Consider the following 20399-nt stretch of genomic DNA (forward strand, 5'->3'; position numbering starts at 1 on the left):
ACCTTCCGAGTCCGGAAGGTTTCTTTTTATTTTGTAACTAATACCTTTTGATTTACAGGTGTTACTGGCTCTTCGCCGTTTAATACAGCTAAAATATTTCTGACAGCCATTTCAGCCATCGCATCACGAGTTTCAAATGTTGCATTCCCTACGTGTGGAGCAAGTACTACATTCTTTAATTCTTTTAGCTCTTCTGTAATTTTCGGTTCAAATTCAAACACGTCAAGAGCTGCTCCTTCAATTTCATTCGTTTTTAATGCATGAGCAAGTGCTGCTTCATTCATAATTGGTCCACGTGAAGCATTTACAATATACGCTGTTTTCTTCATCATTTTAAACTGCTCTTCATCAATCATATGATGTAATTTTGGATTATAAGCACAGTTAATTGTAATAAAGTCTGCTGTTTGTAATAATTCTTCCAACGTCACATACGTTGCTCCCAGTTCACTTTCAGCTTCAAGCTTACGATTTGGCCCTGTATATAAAACATCCATTCCAAATGCTTTCGCACGTTTTGCAACAGCCTTCCCAATTTCTCCAAGACCTATAATTCCGATTGTCTTACCATGGACTTCTCGTCCTAAGAAAAATAACGGTGCCCATCCGTTAAATCCAGTCGTACGACATAACGTATCCCCTTCAGGAATTCTACGCGCCGCTGCTAAAAGAAGTGCAAATGTTAATTCTGCAGTCGCTTCCGTTGATACTTTCGGTGTATTCGTAACTGCAATTCCTTTTTCGCCCGCATACGTGTAATCAATATTGTCGTAACCAGCACCATAGTTTGCAACAATCTTTAAATGAGGCGCTGCATCAATAACTTCTTTTGGCACCTTTGTCGAAAGTAAACTTAACAATGCATCTTTATCTTTTACACGCTCTGTTAATTCATCTATAGAAATTAACTCCTCTTTATTGTACATTTCTACATTATGATCTTTTAATAGTTCTAATCCAATTTCCGGAATTTTTCCCGCTACTAATATTTTTGCCACTACTAACACCTCTTCTATAGAAAATAAGACATCTCTTATATTTCATTGTAAGAAATCCACATATAAAAACCAAGGAATTTGATTATAGTTTTGAAAATCGACACTTTTCCATGAAAAAAGAGGAGATGCAACTCTCCCCTCTTCTTACGCTTTTTCCTGCGATTCTTTTCCAAGCTTCACATCAATAGTTCCTTCTGCAACCGTATCGCTAATTTGCTCCTCAATAACCGATTGAGATGCAGCATTCGTTTCAGAAGTATAAGCTTGTTGCTGTGCACCTTGTACATTTTGTTTGTTTTGTTGTTTCGCCATTTCTTACCCTCCTTTTCATTCTTTCTTATTTTGAACAAAAAGGACAGTTTTCATCAAAAAATTGCGTTTCATTTTGAATTTGTTACTTCTTCTTCAAGCGACCTCATTACTCTTGCTCGCTTCGTAAATGTTGCAACCTGAGTAACACCGTGAGCTCGTAATGTTTGTATATTTTCTTGTACATAATTCCCTAAATCATTTGGGTAATGGGCATCCGAAGAAATCGTAATTGGAACACCATACTTAGCTAATACTTGTAAATATAGTGGACTTGGGCACATTTCACGAACAGGATAACGATAGTATAATCCTGCATTTATTTCTGTTGCCGTATTCGTTTCTACTAATGCACAGGCAATTTCCTCATAATAAGAAAGCTGTTCATTCTCATCCAATCGATAATTAAATACCTTTATATTATCAAGATGAGCGATAATATCAAATAACTCGGTACGAATCGCACTCTCAACTGTTTTAAAAAACATATCATATAACGCGCGTAGGTCATGTACCTCAAAATATTCTTTCGTATCTGGATTATCAAATCCCCAGCCGTTTAGAAAATGAACGGAACCAATTACATAATCAAAGTCTCCTAGCGCTAATAATTCTTTTAACTCTCCTTCACAACCAATAAAATAATCCGCTTCAATTCCAAGTTTAAGTGTGACACCTCTTTTCCCCCATCGTTCTTTCGCCTCTTCAATTGCCTTTGTAAAATCATACAGTGAAACTACCCTTACTTGATCTAACCATTCTTTCTGTATACGACCGAGCTTAGAATCACTAATATCTACATATTTTTCATAATATCCTTTTGCTTCATGAAAACGATATAGATGATCAACAATTCCCACTTCTTTTATTCCTTTTCGCACAGCTTCTTCTAAATATAGATCTATCCATTCTGTTGTAAATGGCCCTTCCTTCACACGCTTTTGCAAACGCTCTTGTGTTTTCATAAGCCAATCAATAGAATGTCTTTCTTGAAGCGGTTCATAACATTCCAACGCTTCATTTATTTTAGCAAGCCATCCTATTGAATACGGTCCTTCTTCTAAGTGAAGATGATAATCTACTTTCATATACATTCCCCCTTATAATGTATCTATTTCCCTTCTATCCCCAACTCTCGAAAGCTTTCCATTTCGTTCTTTCACCTCTCGCATCACATCTTCCAATGCAATATTTTTTTCAGCTAATAAAACGAAACAGTGATAAAATACATCAACCATTTCTTTCACTACTTCTTCTTTATCATTATTTTTACATGCGATAATTACTTCAGCACACTCTTCACCAATCTTCTTTAAAATTTTATCTTCTCCTTTTGAAAATAAATAATTTGTATACGATTCAGGAAGTGGGCTTCCCTTTCGTTCTTCAATTGTTTTATACAGCAACTTAAAGGCATTTTCCATATGTATCCCCCTATATAATTTGATAGTGAAAACATGTCTTCTCTCCCGTATGACAAGCAGGTCCTACTTGTTTCACATTCACAACAATTGAATCTTGATCACAATCTAAATATAAAGATTGCACATATTGAACATTCCCTGATGTTTCCCCCTTATTCCATAACGACTGCCTCGAACGAGAATAAAACCATGTTCTTTTCGTCTCTAACGTTTTTTTATATGCTTCTTCATTCATATAAGCTAGCATTAAAACGTCTTTCGTACCTTCTTCGATGACAATTGCCGGTATTAATCCTTTTGAAAAATTAGGTTTCATAACCGCACCTCAATATTTGCATCTCTTAATTTTCGCTTTACACTCTGCACTGTCGCCTCACCATAATGAAAGATGGATGCCGCTAACGCTGCATCAACCGTTGTCTTTTGAAAAACTTCTATAATATGATCCGTATGACCACAGCCTCCTGATGCGATGACTGGAATAGAAACACTTTTTGAAATTTCTTCTGTTAAACGAAGGTCATATCCGCTTTTCGTTCCATCTGCATCCATACTCGTTAACAAAATTTCACCTGCCCCAAGTTTAACAACACGCTTCGCCCATTCTATGGCATCCATTCCTGTGTCAACTCTTCCGCCGTTGACATATACGTTCCATTTATCTTCTGCTACTTTTCTAGCATCAATTGCCACGACAATACATTGTGATCCAAAGTGTTCTGCCCCTTCTTCTATTAACTTCGGGTTTCGCACTGCCGCTGAGTTTATTGAAACTTTGTCTGCCCCAGCTCTTAGTAAATTGTACATATCTTTCACACTTGATATCCCCCCGCCAACCGTAAGAGGAATAAATACTTTTGCTGCTGTTTTTTCTACAACATCTATAATCGTTTTTCTTCCTTCATGAGTCGCCGTAATATCTAAAAATACGATTTCATCTGCCCCTGCCTCGTTATATGCTTCAGCTATTTCAACCGGATCACCGACATCTTGTAATCCTATAAAATTTACACCCTTTACGACTCGCCCTTCTTTCACATCTAGACATGGAATAATTCGTTTCGCTAACATAACTTCGTTACCTGTAATACTTCTTCTAAATCAATTGTTTTCTCGTAAAGCGCCTTTCCAATTATGACACCATATATATTCATATCATTTAACTTTTTCACATCTTGAATAGATGCCACTCCTCCAGAGGCGATGAGACGAATGCCCACACTTTTTTGAAGTATCGCTAATTGTTCAAAATTTGGACCTGCAAGCGTCCCGTCTTTCGAAATGTCTGTAAACACAATCGTTTGAACACCTAAACTTTCCATTTGTTTCGCTAAACTAACGTAAGAAATTTCAGATAGATCAAGCCAACCTCTCGTTGCTACGAAACCATTTTTCGCATCAATTCCAACAATGATTTTCTCTTTATATAGACGAACTGCTTCCTCTAAAAATGACTTATCATAAAGAGCTGCTGTTCCTAAAATCACTTTTTCTACACCTGCTGACAATAACTTCTCCACCGTTACAAGTGAACGAATTCCTCCTCCCACTTGCACAGGAATACGTACCGCCTTGCAGATTTTTTCAATGACGGGCAAATTTAAAGACTCGCCAGCAATTGCACCGTCTAAATCAACAATGTGTAGTATTTCCGCTCCAAGCTTTTCAAATATGATCGCCTGCGCTACTGGATCTTCATTCATCACCGTTTCTTTACTAAACTCTCCTTGATAAAGTCTAACGCATCGTCCTTCTTTTAAATCGATAGCTGGGAAGATTTCCATGCTTCTACCACCCCTTGAAAATTTTTTAATATTTGCATGCCAATTTCGCCACTTTTTTCTGGATGAAACTGTGCACCAAATACATTTCCTTTCGCGACAAACCCTGGTACTTGCATTCCATAATCACTTACTCCGCATACAATTTCATCTGGACAATCCGCGTAATATGAGTGAACATAATACACGAAAGAACCATCCACTAATCCATTCCAAAGCGGAAATTCTCTTTCCTTCCTTAATTCATTCCATCCCATATGAGGAATTTTATACGAAACTTTTAACTTACGAATTTCCCCTGGTAGTAAACCTAACCCGCTACAATCTTTTAGTTCCTCACTTCGTTCAAATAAAAGCTGCATGCCCAAACATATACCGAGGAGTGGTTTTCCTATATCACAAACCTCTTTTAGTACACACACTAAATCTCTTTCTTCTAATACGTCCATCGCTTTCGGAAATGCACCTACTCCCGGTAAAATCACGCCATCGCTTCTCAATATCTCTTTTTTATCACTCGTTACAATGTACTCTGCGCCAATATATTTTAATGCTTGCTCTACACTGCGAATATTCCCCATTCCATAATCTATAATGGCAATCAATTACAACATTCCTTTCGTTGAATTTACACCAGTAATGTTGGCATTTTTTTCGACCGCTTCTCTAAGCGCTCTACCAAAAGCTTTAAATAATGCTTCAATTTTGTGATGTGTATTACTTCCGTATAGAACGCGCGCATGTAATGTAATATTGGCAGCATGTGCAACTGCTCTAAAAAATTCTTCCGTCAATTCTGTATCAAAATCCCCGAGCTTCGGATTTGTTAATTCCCCTTGAAATACACAATATGAGCGTCCACTTATATCAATTGCGACAAATCCTAAAGATTCATCCATCGGTACATACGCAGAACCGTAACGATTAATTCCCTCTTTGTTTTGCAATGCTTCTTTCAAGCAATTTCCGAGTACAATTCCAACATCTTCAACGGTGTGATGTGCATCAACAAATACATCACCTTCTGCTTCAACCTGCAATCCAAATCTTCCATGTCTAGCAAATAAAGTAAGCATATGATCGAAAAAACCAACTCCTGTTTGAATAGATACATTTGTACTTTCATCAAGCTGCAAATTTAATTTAATTTTTGTTTCTGTCGTCTCACGTGCTTGACTGGACTGACGCATTATTTTTCCTCCTCAAACCTTATTTGGATTGCTCTCGCATGTGCATGTAACCCTTCTTTATTTGCAAGCTCTACAATATGATGCTGTACATTTTTTAATGCTTCCTCCGTATAAGAAATAAAACTTGATTTTTTCACGAAATCATCGACTGATAACGGAGAAAAAAATCTTGCCGTTCCGCTCGTTGGTAATACATGATTCGGTCCCGCTAAATAATCCCCGAGCGGTTCAGGTGAATATGGCCCAAGGAAAATAGAGCCTGCATGTTTCACATAATCTAGAGCATTCATTGGTTCTTTTATATGTAACTCTAAATGTTCTGGAGCAATTTCATTTGATAACTTTAGCGCCTCCTCTAAAGAAGGAACGATAAAGATGGCTCCATTTCTATTTATTGATTCACGTGCAATTTCACTTCTTGGTAACGTTTCTAACTGTCTTTCTACCTCTTTTTCTACTTCTTTAGCTAGTTCCATATTCGTTGTAATACAAATCGCCGTTGCTCTCTCATCATGCTCTGCTTGCGATAATAAATCCGCTGCGATATATTTTGCATTACCTGTTTCATCCGCGACAACTACAATTTCTGATGGACCAGCAATCATATCGATATTTACTATTCCGTATACTTCTCGTTTCGCTAGAGCGACGTACAAATTTCCCGGTCCAACTATTTTATCCACTTTCGGAATCGATTCCGTCCCGTATGCTAAAGCAGCAATTGCTTGTGCGCCACCTATCGTATAAATTTCATCTACTCCCGCAAGATCTGCAGCAGCTAATATATGCGGATCAATTCCTCCTTTCCTCGGCGGTGTTACCATTACAATCTTTTTCACACCTGCGAGTTTCGCTGGCAATACATTCATTAATACTGAAGAAGGATATGAGGCTGTCCCACCCGGTACATATACACCTACATTTTCTAACGGCCGAATGAGTTGCCCTCTAATTATCCCTTTACTTTCACAATCGAATATTGAGTGCTTCTTTTGCTTTTCGTGATACGAAACAACGTTTTTCTTCGCCTCTTTTAAAGCTTCTAAAAATGAATTCTCTACAAACATACTCGCTTGCTGTATTTCTTCTTCACTTACACGAAAATTTTTCATCTCTACACCATCAAACTTTTTTGTATAGAAAGATAAAGCCTCATCTTTCCCTTCCCTTACATGTCTAATGATTTCTCTTACACTTCTTTGAACAGTTTCTTCTATTATATTAGCGTTTTCTCTTAGCACTTTTATTTTAGATAATGCCTCCTTAAATTCTTCATAAATGATTTCCATTTTAAATCCTCCTATTTCCCTGATAAGATTTCTTGCTCCATCATATTTATAATGCTGAATATTTCGTCTTTTTTAGTTTTTAAGGCTGCCTTATTTACAATCATCCGAGCCGATATAAAGTACATTTCCTCAAATACAATGAGTCCATTCTCTTGTAATGTTTTTCCTGTTTCAACAATATCTACAATCGCATCTGCCAATCCAAGAAGAGGAGCGATTTCTACAGAACCTTCTATCTTAATAATTTCTACATCCTCTCCCTTATCATGAAAATAAGTAGAAGTAATATGGGGGTATTTCGTAGCGATTCTTTTCTTCCGGTAACTCTTCGGATTATACGTAGGAATAGAAGCAACACAAAACTTACAAATCCCCACTCCTAAATCCAGCATTTCATAAATATCTTTCTCGTTTTCCATTAAAATATCTTTTCCAACGATGCCAATATCAGCTACCCCATGTTCTACATAAGTAGCAACATCAACCGCTTTTACTAAAATAAATGAAACATTTGTATTTTTACTTTGAAATACAAGCTTCCGACCTTTATTTTTGAGCTCGGAACAATCAATTCCAATCTGCTCAAAAAGTGGAATGACATGTTTTTCTAATCTTCCTTTCGTTAACGCAATTTGAATGTTACGCATGAAGCCTCTCCTTCTTTCTGGACTACCCATTTCTCATTCCATACATATTCCACTAAGTATTCATTCTTTGCCTCAACGACCGTTCCTATTTTATTTTTTCTTGCAAATTGAAAGGTATCGCTTAAATTAGAGAATAGAGATAACCAAGCATTTTTCCCATCCTTTCGAAGTAAATTTCGTAACCTTTCTGCTTCCGCTAATCTATTTAACTCATAATGAATCACAATATCAATTTGATTTCGTTCATATGGTTCTTGCTGCTCTTGCAGCGCCTTCACAATTTGATTTACTTGTACCGCGAGTCCAACAGCTGGCAGCATTTCTCCAAAATTCCCAATTAGCTCATCGTATCTTCCGCCACTAACGATTTCTTCTCCAATTTCATATATATATCCTTTGAAAATAACACCCGTATAGTAATCTAAGTGTTGAATCATGCCCAAATCAATTGATATGTAAGAACCATATCCTAACGTTTCAATTGTTTCATACATTTCTTTTACTCTTGCAATTGCCATTTTCATTTCATTACTTGAAGCAAGCTTTTCTGCTTCCTCAATAACTTCTAAATTTCCAAATAGCCTTGGCAATTTCTCAAGTAATCTTACTGTCTCATCGCATCGATCTAATTTCTTTTCTCCGATAAAATTTGAGAGGGCTGCATAATTTTTACTTTCTATATACGTTCTAAGTACCCTTTCTTCTTCATCCTGGATGGAGAGTTTTTTTACAATACATTTATATAACTGTACTTGCCCAATCTCAATTGTAAAAGATTGCACCTTCAACTTTTGAAGTGCTTGAATGACACTTATTACACATTCAATTTCAGCTCTTACATTATCAATCCCGATAACTTCAATACCACTTTGTACGATTTCATTATATTTTCCAGAATGGGATTCATTCGCTCGAAATACATTCCCGCTATACGTCACTTTAAGTGGCGTATCCCATCTCTGTGTTCCAATAACTCTCGCTAAAGGAATTGTCATATCTGGACGTAAAACGATAATCCTTCCCTTTTCATCAAAAAATTTATACATCTTCTCTTCATCTATCGGTCTATTTTGAAATGCAAAAACATCATAAAATTCAATTGTAGGTGTTCTTATTTCCTCATAACCTCTCTCTAAAAAAGTAAGCCTTAATTTTTGTTCTACTTCTTCAATTAACGTACATTCTTCGAATAAATAATCTCTCGTTCCATTCGGGTTTGCTCGTTTCCATTTTGTCATCTAAATTTTCACACCTTTCCCCTTCTAATGTATGCCTATTTCATTCCCCTAAGCCGAAAATAAAAAGAGCCTTGTAGACAAAATACCTACAAGGCTCTTCAGTAGAGTGTAGGTACAACGGGAATAACCCTTGTACCTACACGTTTTCACGCTAGGTTCAAGGGTTTCATGTATGATGATGTAGTTGTGTAAGCATTGTAATAGATTGCACGATATTCATAATACTTACTCCCTTTCTCCTCTGATTTTCACATAGTATATAACAGTTAATTTTGAATGTAAATACATTTTTAATATTCCGTCATTTTTTAATGTAAAGCCACTTTTCTTTCATACTCTTTTATTTCTTGTTCATATTGCATTGTAATACTAATTTCATCTAAACCATTTAATAACTTCTCTTTCCACATTTTCTCGATCGTAAAATGGAATCTATGCGTATTCGTTGTCATTATTTCATTTTCTAAATCAACTGTAATTTGTTCCCTCGCATCTGTTTTAGCAAGTTGTTCACGCATATCTTTATCCATTACAATCGGTAACATGCCATTCTTCATACAATTCATATAAAAGATATCGGCAAATCCTCCAGCGATAATAACGCGGAAACCATAATCAGCAAGTGCCCATGGAGCATGTTCTCTTGACGAGCCACATCCAAAATTATCACCTGTGATTAATATGCTGGCTCCTTTTCTTTCTTGTGCATTAAGCGGGAAATTAGGGTTTTCTTGGCGATTATTATCATATCGCCACTCATCAAATAAAAACTTCCCAAACCCAGTTCTTTCAATTCTCTTTAAATATTGCTTCGGAATAATTTGATCTGTATCAATGTTATCATTCATCAGTACTGCGGCAGTACCTTTATGAATACGAAATGGCTCCATCATAACTCTCCTTTCTAATATCAACAAAATGACCATATAACGCAGCCGCTGCCGCCATTGCCGGGCTAACTAAATGCGTTCGTGCTCCCTTTCCTTGTCTTCCTTCAAAATTACGATTGGACGTAGAGGCACAATGTTCTCCTTCAGGCACTTGATCTGGATTCATACCTAGACACATTGAGCATCCGGGCTCTCTCCATTCAAATCCAGCTTCTTCAAATATGCGATGTAATCCTTTATGCATCGCTGCTTCTCTTACCCTTTGAGATCCAGGTACAACAAGTGCTCGCACACCTTCTTTTACTTTTTTACCTTTCACGACAGATGCAGCAATTTCTAAGTCAGAAAGCCTGGAATTTGTACAGGATCCAATGAAAACATGTTGAACTGGAATGTCATACGTACTTTGTCCGGGACTCAATCCCATATAAGAAAACGCTCTTTCGTCATTTGCATCATGCTTTTCTGGCAATTTCTCATCAATCCGAACACCCATACTAGGATTTGTTCCCCACGTAACGTACGGCGCTAAATCTGTAACATCTACTAGAATATGCAAATCATAAATTGCATCTAAATCTGTATAAAGTTCTGACCATTTTTCCTTAATAGATTCATAGTCTTTCGGCGCATATTTACGCCCTTTTACGTAAGCAACCGTTTTTTCATCTGGTGCAATAATGCCAGCCTTTGCTCCCCCTTCAATTGCCATATTGCAAAGCGTCATCCTCTCTTCCATATCCATAGCATGAATGGCCTCTCCGTAAAATTCCATTACGTAACCTGTTCCAACTGCTACTCCGTACTTTGAAAGAAGGTGTAAAATAATATCTTTCGCATAGACACCTTGCGGTAACTTTCCTTTTAACTCAATGCCCATCGCTTTCGGCTTTCGTTGCCATAACGTTTGCGTTGCCAATACATGTTCCACTTCACTCGTACCAATACCAAACGCTAGTGCGCCAAAAGCACCGTGCGTTGCTGTATGACTATCACCACAAACAATCGTTTTTCCTGGCTGTGTGAGTCCAAGTTCTGGTCCTATTACATGAACGATCCCTTGCTCTTCATCTCCGATATCCGCTAATGGCACCTGAAATTGTTTACAGTTTTGCCGAAGTGTATCTAGTTGCTGCTTCGCAATGCGGTCGGTAATATTCCAAACATCTTTCGTTGGAATATTATGATCCATCGTTGCAAATGTTAAATCTGGTCTGCGGACTGTTCGATTTGTAAGCCGCAAGCCTTCAAAGGCTTGCGGTGACGTTACTTCATGAACAAGATGTAGATCGATATATAATAAATCCAATCCATTTTCATTAGTCGCAACTACATGTCTTTCCCAAAGCTTATCTAGTAACCTTTTTCCCATTATCTTCCTCTCCCTACTAACGCTTGCTCTTCCATTTCTTGAATAACTGCCTTTGTAAATGAAGTTGTCGTTTCAGTCCCCCCGATATCTGCTGTACATTTCCCTGATTTAAGGACTGCAGAAACTGCTTCTTCAATTGCATATCCTTCTCTCGTTAATCCGAAAGATTGCCCAAGCATCATTGCAACAGAACGCATCATCGCAATTGGATTCGCCTTATTTTTCCCCGCAATATCCGGTGCTGATCCGTGAATAGGCTCATATAATGAAGGTCCCTTTTCAGCGTGACTTGCTGATGGAAGCATTCCTAATGATCCAGCTAATACTGAAGCCTCATCACTTAAAATATCACCAAATAAATTTTCCGTTACAATAACGTCAAATCTTCCTGGATTCCGAATTAATTCCATAGCTGCTGCATCTACTAAAATGTGTTCTACTTCCACATTTGGGTAGCGAAGTGCTACTTCTTCTGTCACAGTTCTCCATAATTTACTAGACTCTAAAACATTCGCTTTATCAATAGATGTTACTTTTTTCTTCCGCTTATTTGCTAATTGAAAAGCATACGAAACGATACGTTCAATTTCATGGCGATGATACGTAAGTGTATCTGTCGCCACTTCTTCCGTTCGCTCTTTCGGATAAGAAAAATAAATTCCGCCTGTTAATTCACGAACGACAACGAAATCAATTTCATCAGCGTTTTTTAATGGTGATAAATGTGCAGTTGCACTTTCTACCGTTACAGGGCGAACATTCGCAAATACACCGAGTCCTTTTCTTAATGCTAATAATCCTTTCTCAGGCCTTTCTTTCGCACTATCCCACCTTGGTCCACCTACTGCTCCAAGTAAAACCGCATCACTCGCTAAACAGGCGGCAAGTGTTCGCTGTGGTAATGGTTGCCCAGTTAAATCGATAGCAATACCACCAAAGTACTCATCTTGCAAATGAAAATGATGTCCATATAGCCTTTCTACCATATGCAATACTTCCTTCGCACTCTCCATTACTTCTGGACCGACACCATCACCAGCTAAACAAACGATACGTTTTTCCATTTTTAACACTCCTTTTAACTGAATTTTCAGAACTTTAATTTGATAGGTGAGGAAAGCTTCTCTCACCTATCAATTATTTATTTCACAAGCGCTATAAGAGATTTTAATTTCCCTGCTGCATGGACATAAGCCCTCGCCGACGCTTCCAATACGTCTTGCGCAACTCCGAAACCTGATATTTGGTGACTACCTTCTTTTAATTCAACATGAACGTGAGCAAGTGCATCTTGACCTTGTGTAATAGATTGTATGCGATAATCTGCCAATTCACATTCTAATCCTAAAATTCTTTGAATCGCATTGTATATCGCTTCAATACTACCAGAACCAGTGGCTGCATCTTCATATACATTTCCTTCCTCATCCTTCAGCACAACTGTTGCGCATTGTGTACTATTTGATACGAAATGCACTTGTAATTGCGTAATGTTATATTGCTGGGCTGCAAATGCTGCTTCACCAAGCATAATTGCGCGTAAATCTTCCTTAGTAATTTCCTTTTTACGATCCGCCAATTTTTTAAATGCTTCGAATGCCGCATCTCGCTCTTCATTTGTAAATTCATAACCAAGCTCTTTCATTTTTTCCGTAAACGCATGACGGCCAGAATGTTTCCCAAGTACAAAGAGATTTTGAGATTCTCCTATAAGCGCTGGTTCGATAATTTCATAAGTTGTTACTTCTTTTAAAACCCCATCTTGGTGGATGCCCGATTCATGAGCAAATGCATTCGCTCCAACGATTGCTTTATTTTTCGGTACAACCATACCCGTTAACCTGCTTACTAATGTACTCGTCGCCTTAATTTCTTTTAAAGTCATCGAAGGCTCTGCTTTATAAAAATCTTTTCTAATATGAAGAGCTACTGCAACTTCTTCTAACGCTGCATTCCCTGCTCTTTCTCCAATGCCATTAATCGTTCCTTCTACTTGCAATGCTCCCCCTTCAACCGCAGCTAACGAATTTGCTACTGCCATACCAAGATCATCGTGACAATGACAAGAAAAAATCGCTTTTTCATATGATGGAACGGATTCTTGTAAGTATTTAAAAAGAGAATAATACTCTTCCGGATTTGTATATCCAACTGTATCCGGAATATTAATTACATTCGCTCCTGCTCGAATCGCAATTTCTACTGCTTCAGCTAAAAATGCTCTCGATGTTCTTGTCGCATCTTCTGCAGAAAATTGTACTGTCGGAAATAATGATTTTCCGAGCGTAACCGAGCGATGAATACTATTTAACACATCTTCTTTTGACATACAAAGTTTATATTTCATATGAATATCACTCGTAGCTAGAAATACGTGTAGACGAGGAGATACAGCGCCTCTCACAGCTTCATATGCTCTTCGAATGTCACTTTCTTTCGCTCTAGCTAAACTCATAACCGTAGCGTTTTGAATTGTATTCGCGATGCGTTTTACCGATTGGAAGTCACCTTCGGAAGCTGCCGCGAATCCAGCTTCCATTACATGAATACCAAGCCTCTCTAATTGCCTAGCAATTTGTAACTTCTCTTGTTCATTTAAATTTACTCCTGGTGATTGTTCGCCATCACGAAGCGTTGTATCCATGAACAAAATCTGCTTCATATTATTTAATCCCTACCTTTACTCGCGGCTGTACGAAAGGCATCATTTCACGTAATTTACGTCCTACTACTTCGATTTCATGTTCATTCTCTTTCTCATTTGTCGCGTGGAAATTTGGTCTTCCTGCTTTATGCTCTGCAATCCAGCCTCTTGCAAATGTACCATCTTGAATTTCTGCTAATACTGCCCCCATCGCTTTCTTCGTATCTTCAGTAACAACGCGTGGTCCTGATACGAAGTCTCCCCACTGCGCTGTATCTGAAACTGAATATCTCATATTTTCAAGTCCACCTTCATACATAAGGTCAACGATTAGCTTCAGTTCATGTAAACATTCAAAATATGCAAGTTCAGGCTGGTATCCCGCATCAACTAACGTTTCAAATCCTGCTTTTACAAGTGCAGTCACTCCGCCGCAGAGTACAGCTTGCTCTCCAAATAAATCTGTTTCTGTTTCTTCTTTAAACGTCGTTTCTAATACACCAGCTCTCGTTGCTCCAATTCCGTCAGCATAAGAAAGTGCTTTTTCAGTCGCAACTCCTGTTGCATCTTGATATACTGCAAATAATGCAGGAACAGCCCCTCCCTCGGCGAACGTACGGCGTACGAGATGCCCCGGTCCTTTTGGCGCTACTAGAAATACATCTACATTCGCTGGTGGTTTTACTTGATCAAAGTGAACATTAAATCCATGTGCGAACACGAGAGAGTTTCCAGCCTGTAAATTTGGTGCAATTTCAGCTTCATATACTTCTGGTTGTAATTCATCAGGTAATAGAATCATTACTACATCAGCTTTTTCCGCTGCTTCTGCTACTGTATATACAGAAAACCCATCTTCATTCGCTTTATCCCAAGACTTACCTTTTCTTAAACCTACTACTACATCAAATCCGTTATCACGTAAATTTTGCGCATGCGCATGACCTTGCGAGCCATATCCGATGATTGCTACTTTCTTTTCCTTTAATACATTTACTGTTACATCTTTCTCATAATAAACTTTTGCCATTTTCATTTCCCCCTATATTTAAATGATTATTGAATTAACATAACTTGCTTATCTTGTTTTTTCATACTACGTGTAAATGCTGTTACACCTGTTCTAGCAATTTCTTTTAAACCGTACGGACGAAGTAATTCAATTAACGCTTCTACTTTATCTTGCGTACCTGTTACTTGCACAACTATGGAATCCTTCCCAACATCTATTACAGCGGCTCGAAATGGTTCAATTAAACTATATAATTCTGCCCTCGCTACAGAAGTTGCTACTTTAATAAGAGCAAGCTCTCTAGCAATCATTGCTTCTTCTGTAATATCTGATACTTTCAGAACATCGATTTGCTTATGAAGTTGTTTAATTAACTGCTCAACTTGCTGTTCACTTTCAACGTGTACAACAATCGTCATTCGCGATATATCTGATGATTCTGTATGACCTACTGAAATACTTTCAATATTAAAATGTCTTCGTGTCATAACCCCTGTAATTCGGTTTAACACACCACTTTGATTTCGAACTGTCGCTGTAACAATTCTCTTCACCCTTTTTCCACTCCCTCCATTTGGTGAACACCTTTTCCTGGTGCAACCATCGGCATAACCTTCTCTGATTGAAGTACACGACAATCGATTACGACTGGCTCTTGTAATTCGATCGCATGCTGGATTTGCTTCTTTGCAAGAAGTGGATCGTCAATACGAACACCTTTTATACCATACGCATTCGCAAGAGCGACGAAATCTGGTTGGCATGGCAATAAAGAATGTGAATATCTTTGATTGTAAAATTCATCTTGCCATTGTCTTACCATTCCTAAAGCTTCATTATTTAAAATAAATACTTTAACGGGTAAAGCGTGTTCTTTTAATACACTTAATTCTTGCAGAGTCATTTGAAACCCAGCATCACCAACAATTGCAATAACTAGTTCATCTCTCTTTGCAATTTGCGCACCGATTGCTGCTGGAAATCCGAACCCCATCGTTCCTAATCCGCCAGAAGTTACCCATTTATCTGGATTTTTCAACGGATAGTATTGTGCTGCCCACATTTGATGTTGCCCAACGTCTGTTGTTACAATCGCTTCTCCTTTCGTGATTTCATATAGCATATCAATCGCGTATTGAGGTTTAATACTTTCAGAATTTCGTTTATAAGAGAATGGATACTTTTCTTTTCTACTCTTTAATAAAGAGAGCCATTCATGATGATTTTCTTTCTTTCCTTCTGATTGAAGCAATACTTCTAACGCCCGCTTAGCACTTGCAACAATAGGAATCTCTGTTGGCACATTTTTCCCAATTTCTGCTGGATCAATATCGATATGTGCAACAGTCGCCCCTTTAGCAAAAAAAGCTAAATTCCCAGTAAGACGATCGTCAAATCTCGCACCTATATTAATGAGTAAGTCGCATTCATATAACGCCATATTGGCTGTGTAAGAACCGTGCATTCCCCCCATCCCTAGAAATAGCCCATCATCTGGCGGAAAACCACCAAGTCCAAGTAACGTATGCACAACAGGGATTTCATATTTACGGGCAAAACTTGTCAATTCTTTCGAAGCTTTCGCATGCAGTATACCTGCTCCAGCTAAAATTAACGGTTTTTTTGCGGTTTCAATTGCTTGTAGTAATTTGTTTATTTGAAGTAGATTCGGTTCATAATTAGGGTTATATCCTGGTAAATCCATTTGTACATTGCTACATCGCTCACCTTTCTCGACTACCATATCTTTCGGAAGGTCAATAACGACTGGTCCTGGTCTTCCTGTTTTAGCAATATGAAATGCTTCTTTAATAATTCGAGGTAAATCTGAGGCCTTTCGCACTTGATAGTTATGTTTTGTCACTGGCATCGTAAGTCCCATAATATCCGCCTCTTGAAAAGCATCGCTCCCAATTAACGTTGTTGCTACTTGGCCTGTAAATACAACAAGTGGCAATGAATCAATCATCGCATCCGCTAGACCCGTAATTACATTTGTAGCACCTGGGCCACTCGTTGCAATTACAACCCCTGGGTTCCCTGTAATTCTGGCATACCCTTCAGCAGCGTGAATTGCCCCTTGCTCATGCCTTGTTAAAATATGCGGAATTTCACAATCATACAGTGCATCATAGAGAGGTAAAACGGCACCACCCGGATAACCGAAAATCACTTTTACGCCTTCCTTTTCTAGCGCTTCTAACAATAGCTGTGCACCAGTTGCCAGTTTCTCTTCCGTTTTTGAAGACATTGTTCTTATAAGCCCCCTTTTTCAAACTTTTATACAATAAAAAAATCCTACGTCCACACTCCAGCTATGTGCTGAAGGGACGAAAGATTTCGCGGTACCACCCTTCTTTGCAAGAATACTCTTGCCTCAGTGATCCATAAATGGATCTAGCTAATAACGGAGCTACCGTCTAAGCCTAGACAAATGCTTTAGCTTAGCACTCAAGGGCGATGTTCGTCGACGTGAACCATCGGTTTTCAGCAACCACCGACTCTCTGTGAGGCTTCACAATCAACTACTCCTCCCTATCAACGCTTTCTTATGTTAAAAAAGTTGTTATCCAACTTTATTTTCTTCGTAAATTTTCTCTCCATCTTCTACAACTAACTTACGAAACTCTTCTAATAAACGGTTCGTATGTGGACCTGTTTGCCCTAAGCCAATCGTTCTACCATCTACTGTCGTAACAGCAATAACTTCAGCAGCTGTTCCTGTTAAAAACACTTCATCAGCTACATATACATCATGTCTTGTAAATAACTCTTCTCTTACGTCATATCCAAGTTTTTCGCCGATTTCTAAAATGGCGTTTCGTGTAATACCTTCTAACGCTCCAGCAGAACTTGGTGGTGTAATTAATTTATTTCCTTTAACAATAAACACGTTATCTCCTGAGCCTTCAGCTACATATCCTTGATCATTTAACATAAGTGCTTCTTGTACTCCAGCTAATTTCGCTTCAATACGAACTAAAATATTGTTTAAGTAATTTAAAGATTTTACTTGAGGGGATAAAACATCGGGACGATTTCGGCGCGTTGCAACTGTTACAACTGGAATCCCTTTCTCATAATATTCTTGTGGGAATAAAGATAATTGTTCTGCAATTACTACTACATTCGGCTTCTTACATGAATCGGGATCCAATCCAAGATTTCCTGCTCCTCTTGATACAACAAGGCGAATGTATCCATTAGATAATTTATTTTGTCGAATCGTCTCAACAACAATATTTGTTACTTCATCTAATGAATATGGAATTTCTAAAAGGATTGATTTTGCTGATTCATACAACCGGACAAGGTGCTCTCTCAAACGGAAAACATTACCGCTATAAACTCTAATTCCTTCAAACACTCCATCGCCATATAAATAGCCATGATCATATACTGAAACTTTTGCCTCATCTTTTGGAACAAATTCTCCATTTAAGAAAATCCATTGCTCATTCACTAGAAGCGCCTCCTATGTTCTATGAATTTTTTATTGTTTCCTAGTTTACTCTCCTTTCTAAATAAATCAAGTGAATTTTTAGAAAATTTATAATTTTTAATCGTACGTACTTCTTTACTTATATTGATTTAACAACATTGTTAACGTTTACAAAAAGTCAAAAAATTTTTTTCGCCAATTTCCACTAAAAAAATATTTGTTTAAAAGAAGGATTTTCATCAATTGATGCGAATCTATTGTATTCAATAAACGGACGTCCGATTTTATAAATCCGGGAATATATAACGACTTTTGCTGAAAAAGGGGGAAAATAACAAAAATAGCGCTGTCTAAAAATAACATTCATATTTTTCATTTCGTAATCATAATCCTATTTTTAAAAAACAATTTGTCAAAATGAAGGAGGAAATAAATATGGCGTGTGTACAAATTAAAGGAACGAGACAAGAGGTAGTAGAAATGCTGCAATTATTTGATCTAATGGATACGAAAGGTTTTTGTAAATTCGATAATTACGTAGAGGTAGAACCAAATACGCAAGAACATAATCATTTTATTGCTTCAATCGACATCCATTCAAATACTTCTTCTGCCCAAGATACATTAAACGATCAATTCGTTAGTCAAATGCTTACTGGCGTATATAACGACTAAACAAAGATTTACTTCCTACCGTCTTTTCATAAATGCAGTGAACTTGAGCATACTAGCAATTAGATGGTAGGAGGTGAGAATTATGGCTAGAATTGGCGTTGAAAACTCATTAACAGACGTTCAACAAGCTCTTCAGCAACAAGGTCATGAAGTTGTTACACTTAACTCAGAACAGGATGCACAAGGGTGTGATTGTTGCGTTGTAACTGGGCAAGATTCTAATGTGATGGGCATTGCAGATGCATCAATTAAAGGATCAGTCATTACAGCTCACGGTTTAACAACGGATGAAATTTGTCAACAAGTTGAAAGTCGCACTTGAAAAATGAAAGAGGACTCCTTTTAAAAGGAGTCCTCTTTTTTATATTCACCTAACGGGAAAGTAACATATACTGGATGAAAGCCCTACCTCTCTCTCATCATTACGGTTCCACTGACCGCTCCTTGATTCACTAGTATACATATATAGCTTACAAATACAATTTATAGGGTTTGTTCACAAAAGTTGTTGATAAAATTACCCGATCTTTCGCAAACTTTTCGTATTGCATTCATAAGAGATATTTACTTTACACTAGCTGTAACCGAGACACGAATTAAAATTCTAACACCAATACAATAACTTGTCAACTTTTTTCCGCAAATTAAAAACAGACATTAACGGTTTGTCTGTTTTAGAATGGAGCTTTTTCTTTTATTACATATACAACAAAGCCGCTTACTAACATAAATAAGCCAACTACTAAGTTTTTGATATTAATCATAAATTCCTCTCCCTTATTCCACACATCATATATATTTACATTTCAATTATTCCGATCATCCTAAAGCGCACTTTTTCTAATATATCATAATTCCTAAAAAATGCAAGTTCACTTTTGACGACCATTCACAAATTTATCTACAGTGCTTGGTACAGTATTTAAAGCCTTTTCAATTAAATGTGTACTGCTGTTGAGATGTAATACTTGCACCCCATTAGAACCAACTACTAAAAAAGCTACTGGACTAATGGAAACCCCAGCCCCGCTTCCTCCTCCAAATGGATGCCCTTGTTTGTTCTCTTTATGCTGATTTTGCCCACCGCTATGTTTTTCAGTAATGAAATCCCCTTTAAAATCACTTCCACCAGCTCCAAAACCAAAAGCCACTTGAGATACTGTTAATACTACATTTCCGTCAGCTGTTGAAACCGGGCTCCCAACAATTGTATTTACATCTACCATCTCTTTTAAATTTGTCATTGCCGTTTTCATTAAATTTTCAATTGGATGTTCCATTATGTATTGCACCCTTTCCTCATTATTCCTTTTTATATTTTCCAAAATAGAGGAAGTCATACTAACTTTTCCTATTTCAAGAAAACATTTTCCTCCTTTTAAAAGATACTACTCCCTGTACATGCTCCGGTATAGTGAAACTTTAATCAGTGGGATGTGTACATTGCTCGACTCCCACAAATAGCGGGATAAAAAAGAAAAAGAGATA

General features: G+C 37.6%; 24 protein-coding genes and 1 other annotated feature. Of the genes, 2 read left to right on the forward strand and 22 right to left on the reverse strand.

Annotated features, from left to right (window positions below; all coding sequences use genetic code 11):
* Positions 1-26: 26 nt before the first annotated feature.
* The 20 genes from ACTFSL_RS02110 to ilvE form a co-directional block, all read right to left on the reverse strand.
* Positions 27-998, reverse strand: a complete 972-nt coding sequence (locus ACTFSL_RS02110) for an NAD(P)-dependent oxidoreductase (RefSeq protein ID WP_001062858.1) — start codon at positions 996-998, stop codon at positions 27-29.
* Positions 999-1142: 144 nt separating this feature from the next.
* A complete protein-coding gene (locus tag ACTFSL_RS02115) occupies positions 1143-1310 on the reverse strand; it encodes a YozQ family protein (RefSeq protein ID WP_001118878.1) in 168 nt (55 codons plus the stop codon).
* A 68-nt stretch (positions 1311-1378) separates the two neighbouring features.
* Positions 1379-2395: a histidinol phosphate phosphatase domain-containing protein gene (locus tag ACTFSL_RS02120; protein WP_000861836.1), complete on the reverse strand. Its 1017-nt coding sequence runs from the start codon at positions 2393-2395 to the stop codon at positions 1379-1381.
* Between the two features lie 12 nt (positions 2396-2407).
* Positions 2408-2731: a phosphoribosyl-ATP diphosphatase gene (gene hisE, locus ACTFSL_RS02125; RefSeq protein WP_000426358.1), complete on the reverse strand. Its 324-nt coding sequence runs from the start codon at positions 2729-2731 to the stop codon at positions 2408-2410.
* Positions 2732-2741: 10 nt separating this feature from the next.
* Positions 2742-3047 carry a phosphoribosyl-AMP cyclohydrolase gene (gene hisI, locus ACTFSL_RS02130; protein ID WP_000803956.1) on the reverse strand — a complete coding sequence of 102 codons (306 nt, stop codon included), beginning with the start codon at positions 3045-3047 and terminating at the stop codon, positions 2742-2744.
* Complete coding sequence (gene hisF / locus ACTFSL_RS02135; RefSeq protein ID WP_400155267.1) at positions 3044-3802, reverse strand: imidazoleglycerol phosphate synthase cyclase subunit; 759 nt, start codon at positions 3800-3802, stop codon at positions 3044-3046. The genes hisI and hisF overlap by 4 nt, the downstream gene beginning before the upstream one ends.
* On the reverse strand, positions 3796-4515 hold the full coding sequence (gene hisA / locus ACTFSL_RS02140) for a 1-(5-phosphoribosyl)-5-[(5-phosphoribosylamino)methylideneamino]imidazole-4-carboxamide isomerase (RefSeq protein ID WP_000402298.1): 720 nt from the start codon (positions 4513-4515) through the stop codon (positions 3796-3798). Before hisA ends, hisF begins: the two co-directional genes overlap by 7 nt.
* Entirely contained in the window at positions 4488-5117 is a 630-nt protein-coding gene (hisH, locus tag ACTFSL_RS02145) for an imidazole glycerol phosphate synthase subunit HisH (protein WP_000560360.1), read from the reverse strand. The genes hisA and hisH overlap by 28 nt, the downstream gene beginning before the upstream one ends.
* Positions 5118-5702: an imidazoleglycerol-phosphate dehydratase HisB gene (gene hisB / locus ACTFSL_RS02150; protein ID WP_001249949.1), complete on the reverse strand. Its 585-nt coding sequence runs from the start codon at positions 5700-5702 to the stop codon at positions 5118-5120.
* Positions 5702-6991: a histidinol dehydrogenase gene (hisD, locus tag ACTFSL_RS02155; RefSeq protein ID WP_000402933.1), complete on the reverse strand. Its 1290-nt coding sequence runs from the start codon at positions 6989-6991 to the stop codon at positions 5702-5704. Before hisD ends, hisB begins: the two co-directional genes overlap by 1 nt.
* An 11-nt stretch (positions 6992-7002) precedes the next feature.
* A complete protein-coding gene (gene hisG / locus ACTFSL_RS02160; protein WP_001244493.1) occupies positions 7003-7638 on the reverse strand; it encodes an ATP phosphoribosyltransferase in 636 nt (211 codons plus the stop codon).
* Entirely contained in the window at positions 7614-8876 is a 1263-nt protein-coding gene (locus ACTFSL_RS02165; protein WP_000170298.1) for an ATP phosphoribosyltransferase regulatory subunit, read from the reverse strand. Before ACTFSL_RS02165 ends, hisG begins: the two co-directional genes overlap by 25 nt.
* A gap of 308 nt (positions 8877-9184) precedes the next feature.
* Positions 9185-9766, reverse strand: a complete 582-nt coding sequence (leuD, locus tag ACTFSL_RS02170) for a 3-isopropylmalate dehydratase small subunit (protein WP_000433189.1) — start codon at positions 9764-9766, stop codon at positions 9185-9187.
* Entirely contained in the window at positions 9744-11138 is a 1395-nt protein-coding gene (gene leuC, locus ACTFSL_RS02175) for a 3-isopropylmalate dehydratase large subunit (protein WP_326263545.1), read from the reverse strand. Before leuC ends, leuD begins: the two co-directional genes overlap by 23 nt.
* Positions 11138-12202, reverse strand: a complete 1065-nt coding sequence (leuB, locus tag ACTFSL_RS02180) for a 3-isopropylmalate dehydrogenase (protein WP_000415365.1) — start codon at positions 12200-12202, stop codon at positions 11138-11140. Before leuB ends, leuC begins: the two co-directional genes overlap by 1 nt.
* A gap of 77 nt (positions 12203-12279) precedes the next feature.
* Positions 12280-13800, reverse strand: a complete 1521-nt coding sequence (gene leuA, locus ACTFSL_RS02185; protein ID WP_440041104.1) for a 2-isopropylmalate synthase — start codon at positions 13798-13800, stop codon at positions 12280-12282.
* Between the two features lies 1 nt (position 13801).
* Complete coding sequence (gene ilvC / locus ACTFSL_RS02190) at positions 13802-14812, reverse strand: ketol-acid reductoisomerase (protein WP_001151740.1); 1011 nt, start codon at positions 14810-14812, stop codon at positions 13802-13804.
* Positions 14813-14838: 26 nt separating this feature from the next.
* The gene (ilvN, locus tag ACTFSL_RS02195) at positions 14839-15348 is read right to left on the reverse strand and encodes an acetolactate synthase small subunit (RefSeq protein ID WP_000822952.1); all 510 of its coding nucleotides are present in this window, start codon (positions 15346-15348) and stop codon (positions 14839-14841) included.
* A complete protein-coding gene (gene ilvB, locus ACTFSL_RS02200) occupies positions 15345-17045 on the reverse strand; it encodes an acetolactate synthase large subunit (RefSeq protein ID WP_000095868.1) in 1701 nt (566 codons plus the stop codon). The genes ilvN and ilvB overlap by 4 nt, the downstream gene beginning before the upstream one ends.
* A 72-nt stretch (positions 17046-17117) precedes the next feature.
* Positions 17118-17345, reverse strand: a binding site (T-box leader).
* Positions 17346-17360: 15 nt separating this feature from the next.
* Positions 17361-18257 carry a branched-chain-amino-acid transaminase gene (gene ilvE, locus ACTFSL_RS02205; protein WP_001005486.1) on the reverse strand — a complete coding sequence of 299 codons (897 nt, stop codon included), beginning with the start codon at positions 18255-18257 and terminating at the stop codon, positions 17361-17363.
* A 414-nt stretch (positions 18258-18671) separates the two neighbouring features.
* Here ilvE and ACTFSL_RS02210 point away from each other — a divergent pair, with 414 nt between their 5' ends.
* Both ACTFSL_RS02210 and ACTFSL_RS02215 read left to right on the forward strand, forming a co-directional pair.
* Positions 18672-18911, forward strand: a complete 240-nt coding sequence (locus ACTFSL_RS02210) for a DUF3911 family protein (RefSeq protein WP_000752514.1) — start codon at positions 18672-18674, stop codon at positions 18909-18911.
* An 82-nt stretch (positions 18912-18993) separates the two neighbouring features.
* Positions 18994-19233, forward strand: a complete 240-nt coding sequence (locus ACTFSL_RS02215) for a YkuS family protein (RefSeq protein WP_000101021.1) — start codon at positions 18994-18996, stop codon at positions 19231-19233.
* Between the two features lie 352 nt (positions 19234-19585).
* Here ACTFSL_RS02215 and ACTFSL_RS02220 read toward each other — a convergent pair whose 3' ends face one another.
* Both ACTFSL_RS02220 and ytfJ read right to left on the reverse strand, forming a co-directional pair.
* Positions 19586-19675: a hypothetical protein gene (locus ACTFSL_RS02220; RefSeq protein WP_000608227.1), complete on the reverse strand. Its 90-nt coding sequence runs from the start codon at positions 19673-19675 to the stop codon at positions 19586-19588.
* A 108-nt stretch (positions 19676-19783) separates the two neighbouring features.
* On the reverse strand, positions 19784-20251 hold the full coding sequence (gene ytfJ, locus ACTFSL_RS02225) for a GerW family sporulation protein (RefSeq protein WP_400155269.1): 468 nt from the start codon (positions 20249-20251) through the stop codon (positions 19784-19786).
* Positions 20252-20399 lie beyond the last annotated feature (148 nt).

Source organism: Bacillus cereus group sp. MYBK108-1 (assembly GCF_051917185.1).
Lineage (GTDB): Bacteria > Bacillota > Bacilli > Bacillales > Bacillaceae_G > Bacillus_A > Bacillus_A cereus.

Coding starts and splice junctions, on each gene's coding strand:
- ACTFSL_RS02115 (WP_001118878.1), bottom strand. CDS start 1,310: ATGGCGAAACAACAAAACAAACAAAATGTACAAGGTGCACAGCAACAA.
- ACTFSL_RS02120 (WP_000861836.1), bottom strand. CDS start 2,395: ATGAAAGTAGATTATCATCTTCACTTAGAAGAAGGACCGTATTCAATA.
- hisE (WP_000426358.1), bottom strand. CDS start 2,731: ATGGAAAATGCCTTTAAGTTGCTGTATAAAACAATTGAAGAACGAAAG.
- hisI (WP_000803956.1), bottom strand. CDS start 3,047: ATGAAACCTAATTTTTCAAAAGGATTAATACCGGCAATTGTCATCGAA.
- hisF (WP_400155267.1), bottom strand. CDS start 3,802: ATGTTAGCGAAACGAATTATTCCATGTCTAGATGTGAAAGAAGGGCGA.
- hisA (WP_000402298.1), bottom strand. CDS start 4,515: ATGGAAATCTTCCCAGCTATCGATTTAAAAGAAGGACGATGCGTTAGA.
- hisB (WP_001249949.1), bottom strand. CDS start 5,702: ATGCGTCAGTCCAGTCAAGCACGTGAGACGACAGAAACAAAAATTAAA.
- hisD (WP_000402933.1), bottom strand. CDS start 6,991: ATGGAAATCATTTATGAAGAATTTAAGGAGGCATTATCTAAAATAAAA.
- hisG (WP_001244493.1), bottom strand. CDS start 7,638: ATGCGTAACATTCAAATTGCGTTAACGAAAGGAAGATTAGAAAAACAT.
- ACTFSL_RS02165 (WP_000170298.1), bottom strand. CDS start 8,876: ATGACAAAATGGAAACGAGCAAACCCGAATGGAACGAGAGATTATTTA.
- leuD (WP_000433189.1), bottom strand. CDS start 9,766: ATGGAGCCATTTCGTATTCATAAAGGTACTGCCGCAGTACTGATGAAT.
- leuC (WP_326263545.1), bottom strand. CDS start 11,138: ATGGGAAAAAGGTTACTAGATAAGCTTTGGGAAAGACATGTAGTTGCG.
- leuB (WP_000415365.1), bottom strand. CDS start 12,202: ATGGAAAAACGTATCGTTTGTTTAGCTGGTGATGGTGTCGGTCCAGAA.
- leuA (WP_440041104.1), bottom strand. CDS start 13,800: ATGAAGCAGATTTTGTTCATGGATACAACGCTTCGTGATGGCGAACAA.
- ilvC (WP_001151740.1), bottom strand. CDS start 14,812: ATGGCAAAAGTTTATTATGAGAAAGATGTAACAGTAAATGTATTAAAG.
- ilvB (WP_000095868.1), bottom strand. CDS start 17,045: ATGTCTTCAAAAACGGAAGAGAAACTGGCAACTGGTGCACAGCTATTG.
- ACTFSL_RS02210 (WP_000752514.1), top strand. CDS start 18,672: ATGGCGTGTGTACAAATTAAAGGAACGAGACAAGAGGTAGTAGAAATG.
- ACTFSL_RS02215 (WP_000101021.1), top strand. CDS start 18,994: ATGGCTAGAATTGGCGTTGAAAACTCATTAACAGACGTTCAACAAGCT.
- ACTFSL_RS02220 (WP_000608227.1), bottom strand. CDS start 19,675: ATGATTAATATCAAAAACTTAGTAGTTGGCTTATTTATGTTAGTAAGC.
- ytfJ (WP_400155269.1), bottom strand. CDS start 20,251: ATGACTTCCTCTATTTTGGAAAATATAAAAAGGAATAATGAGGAAAGG.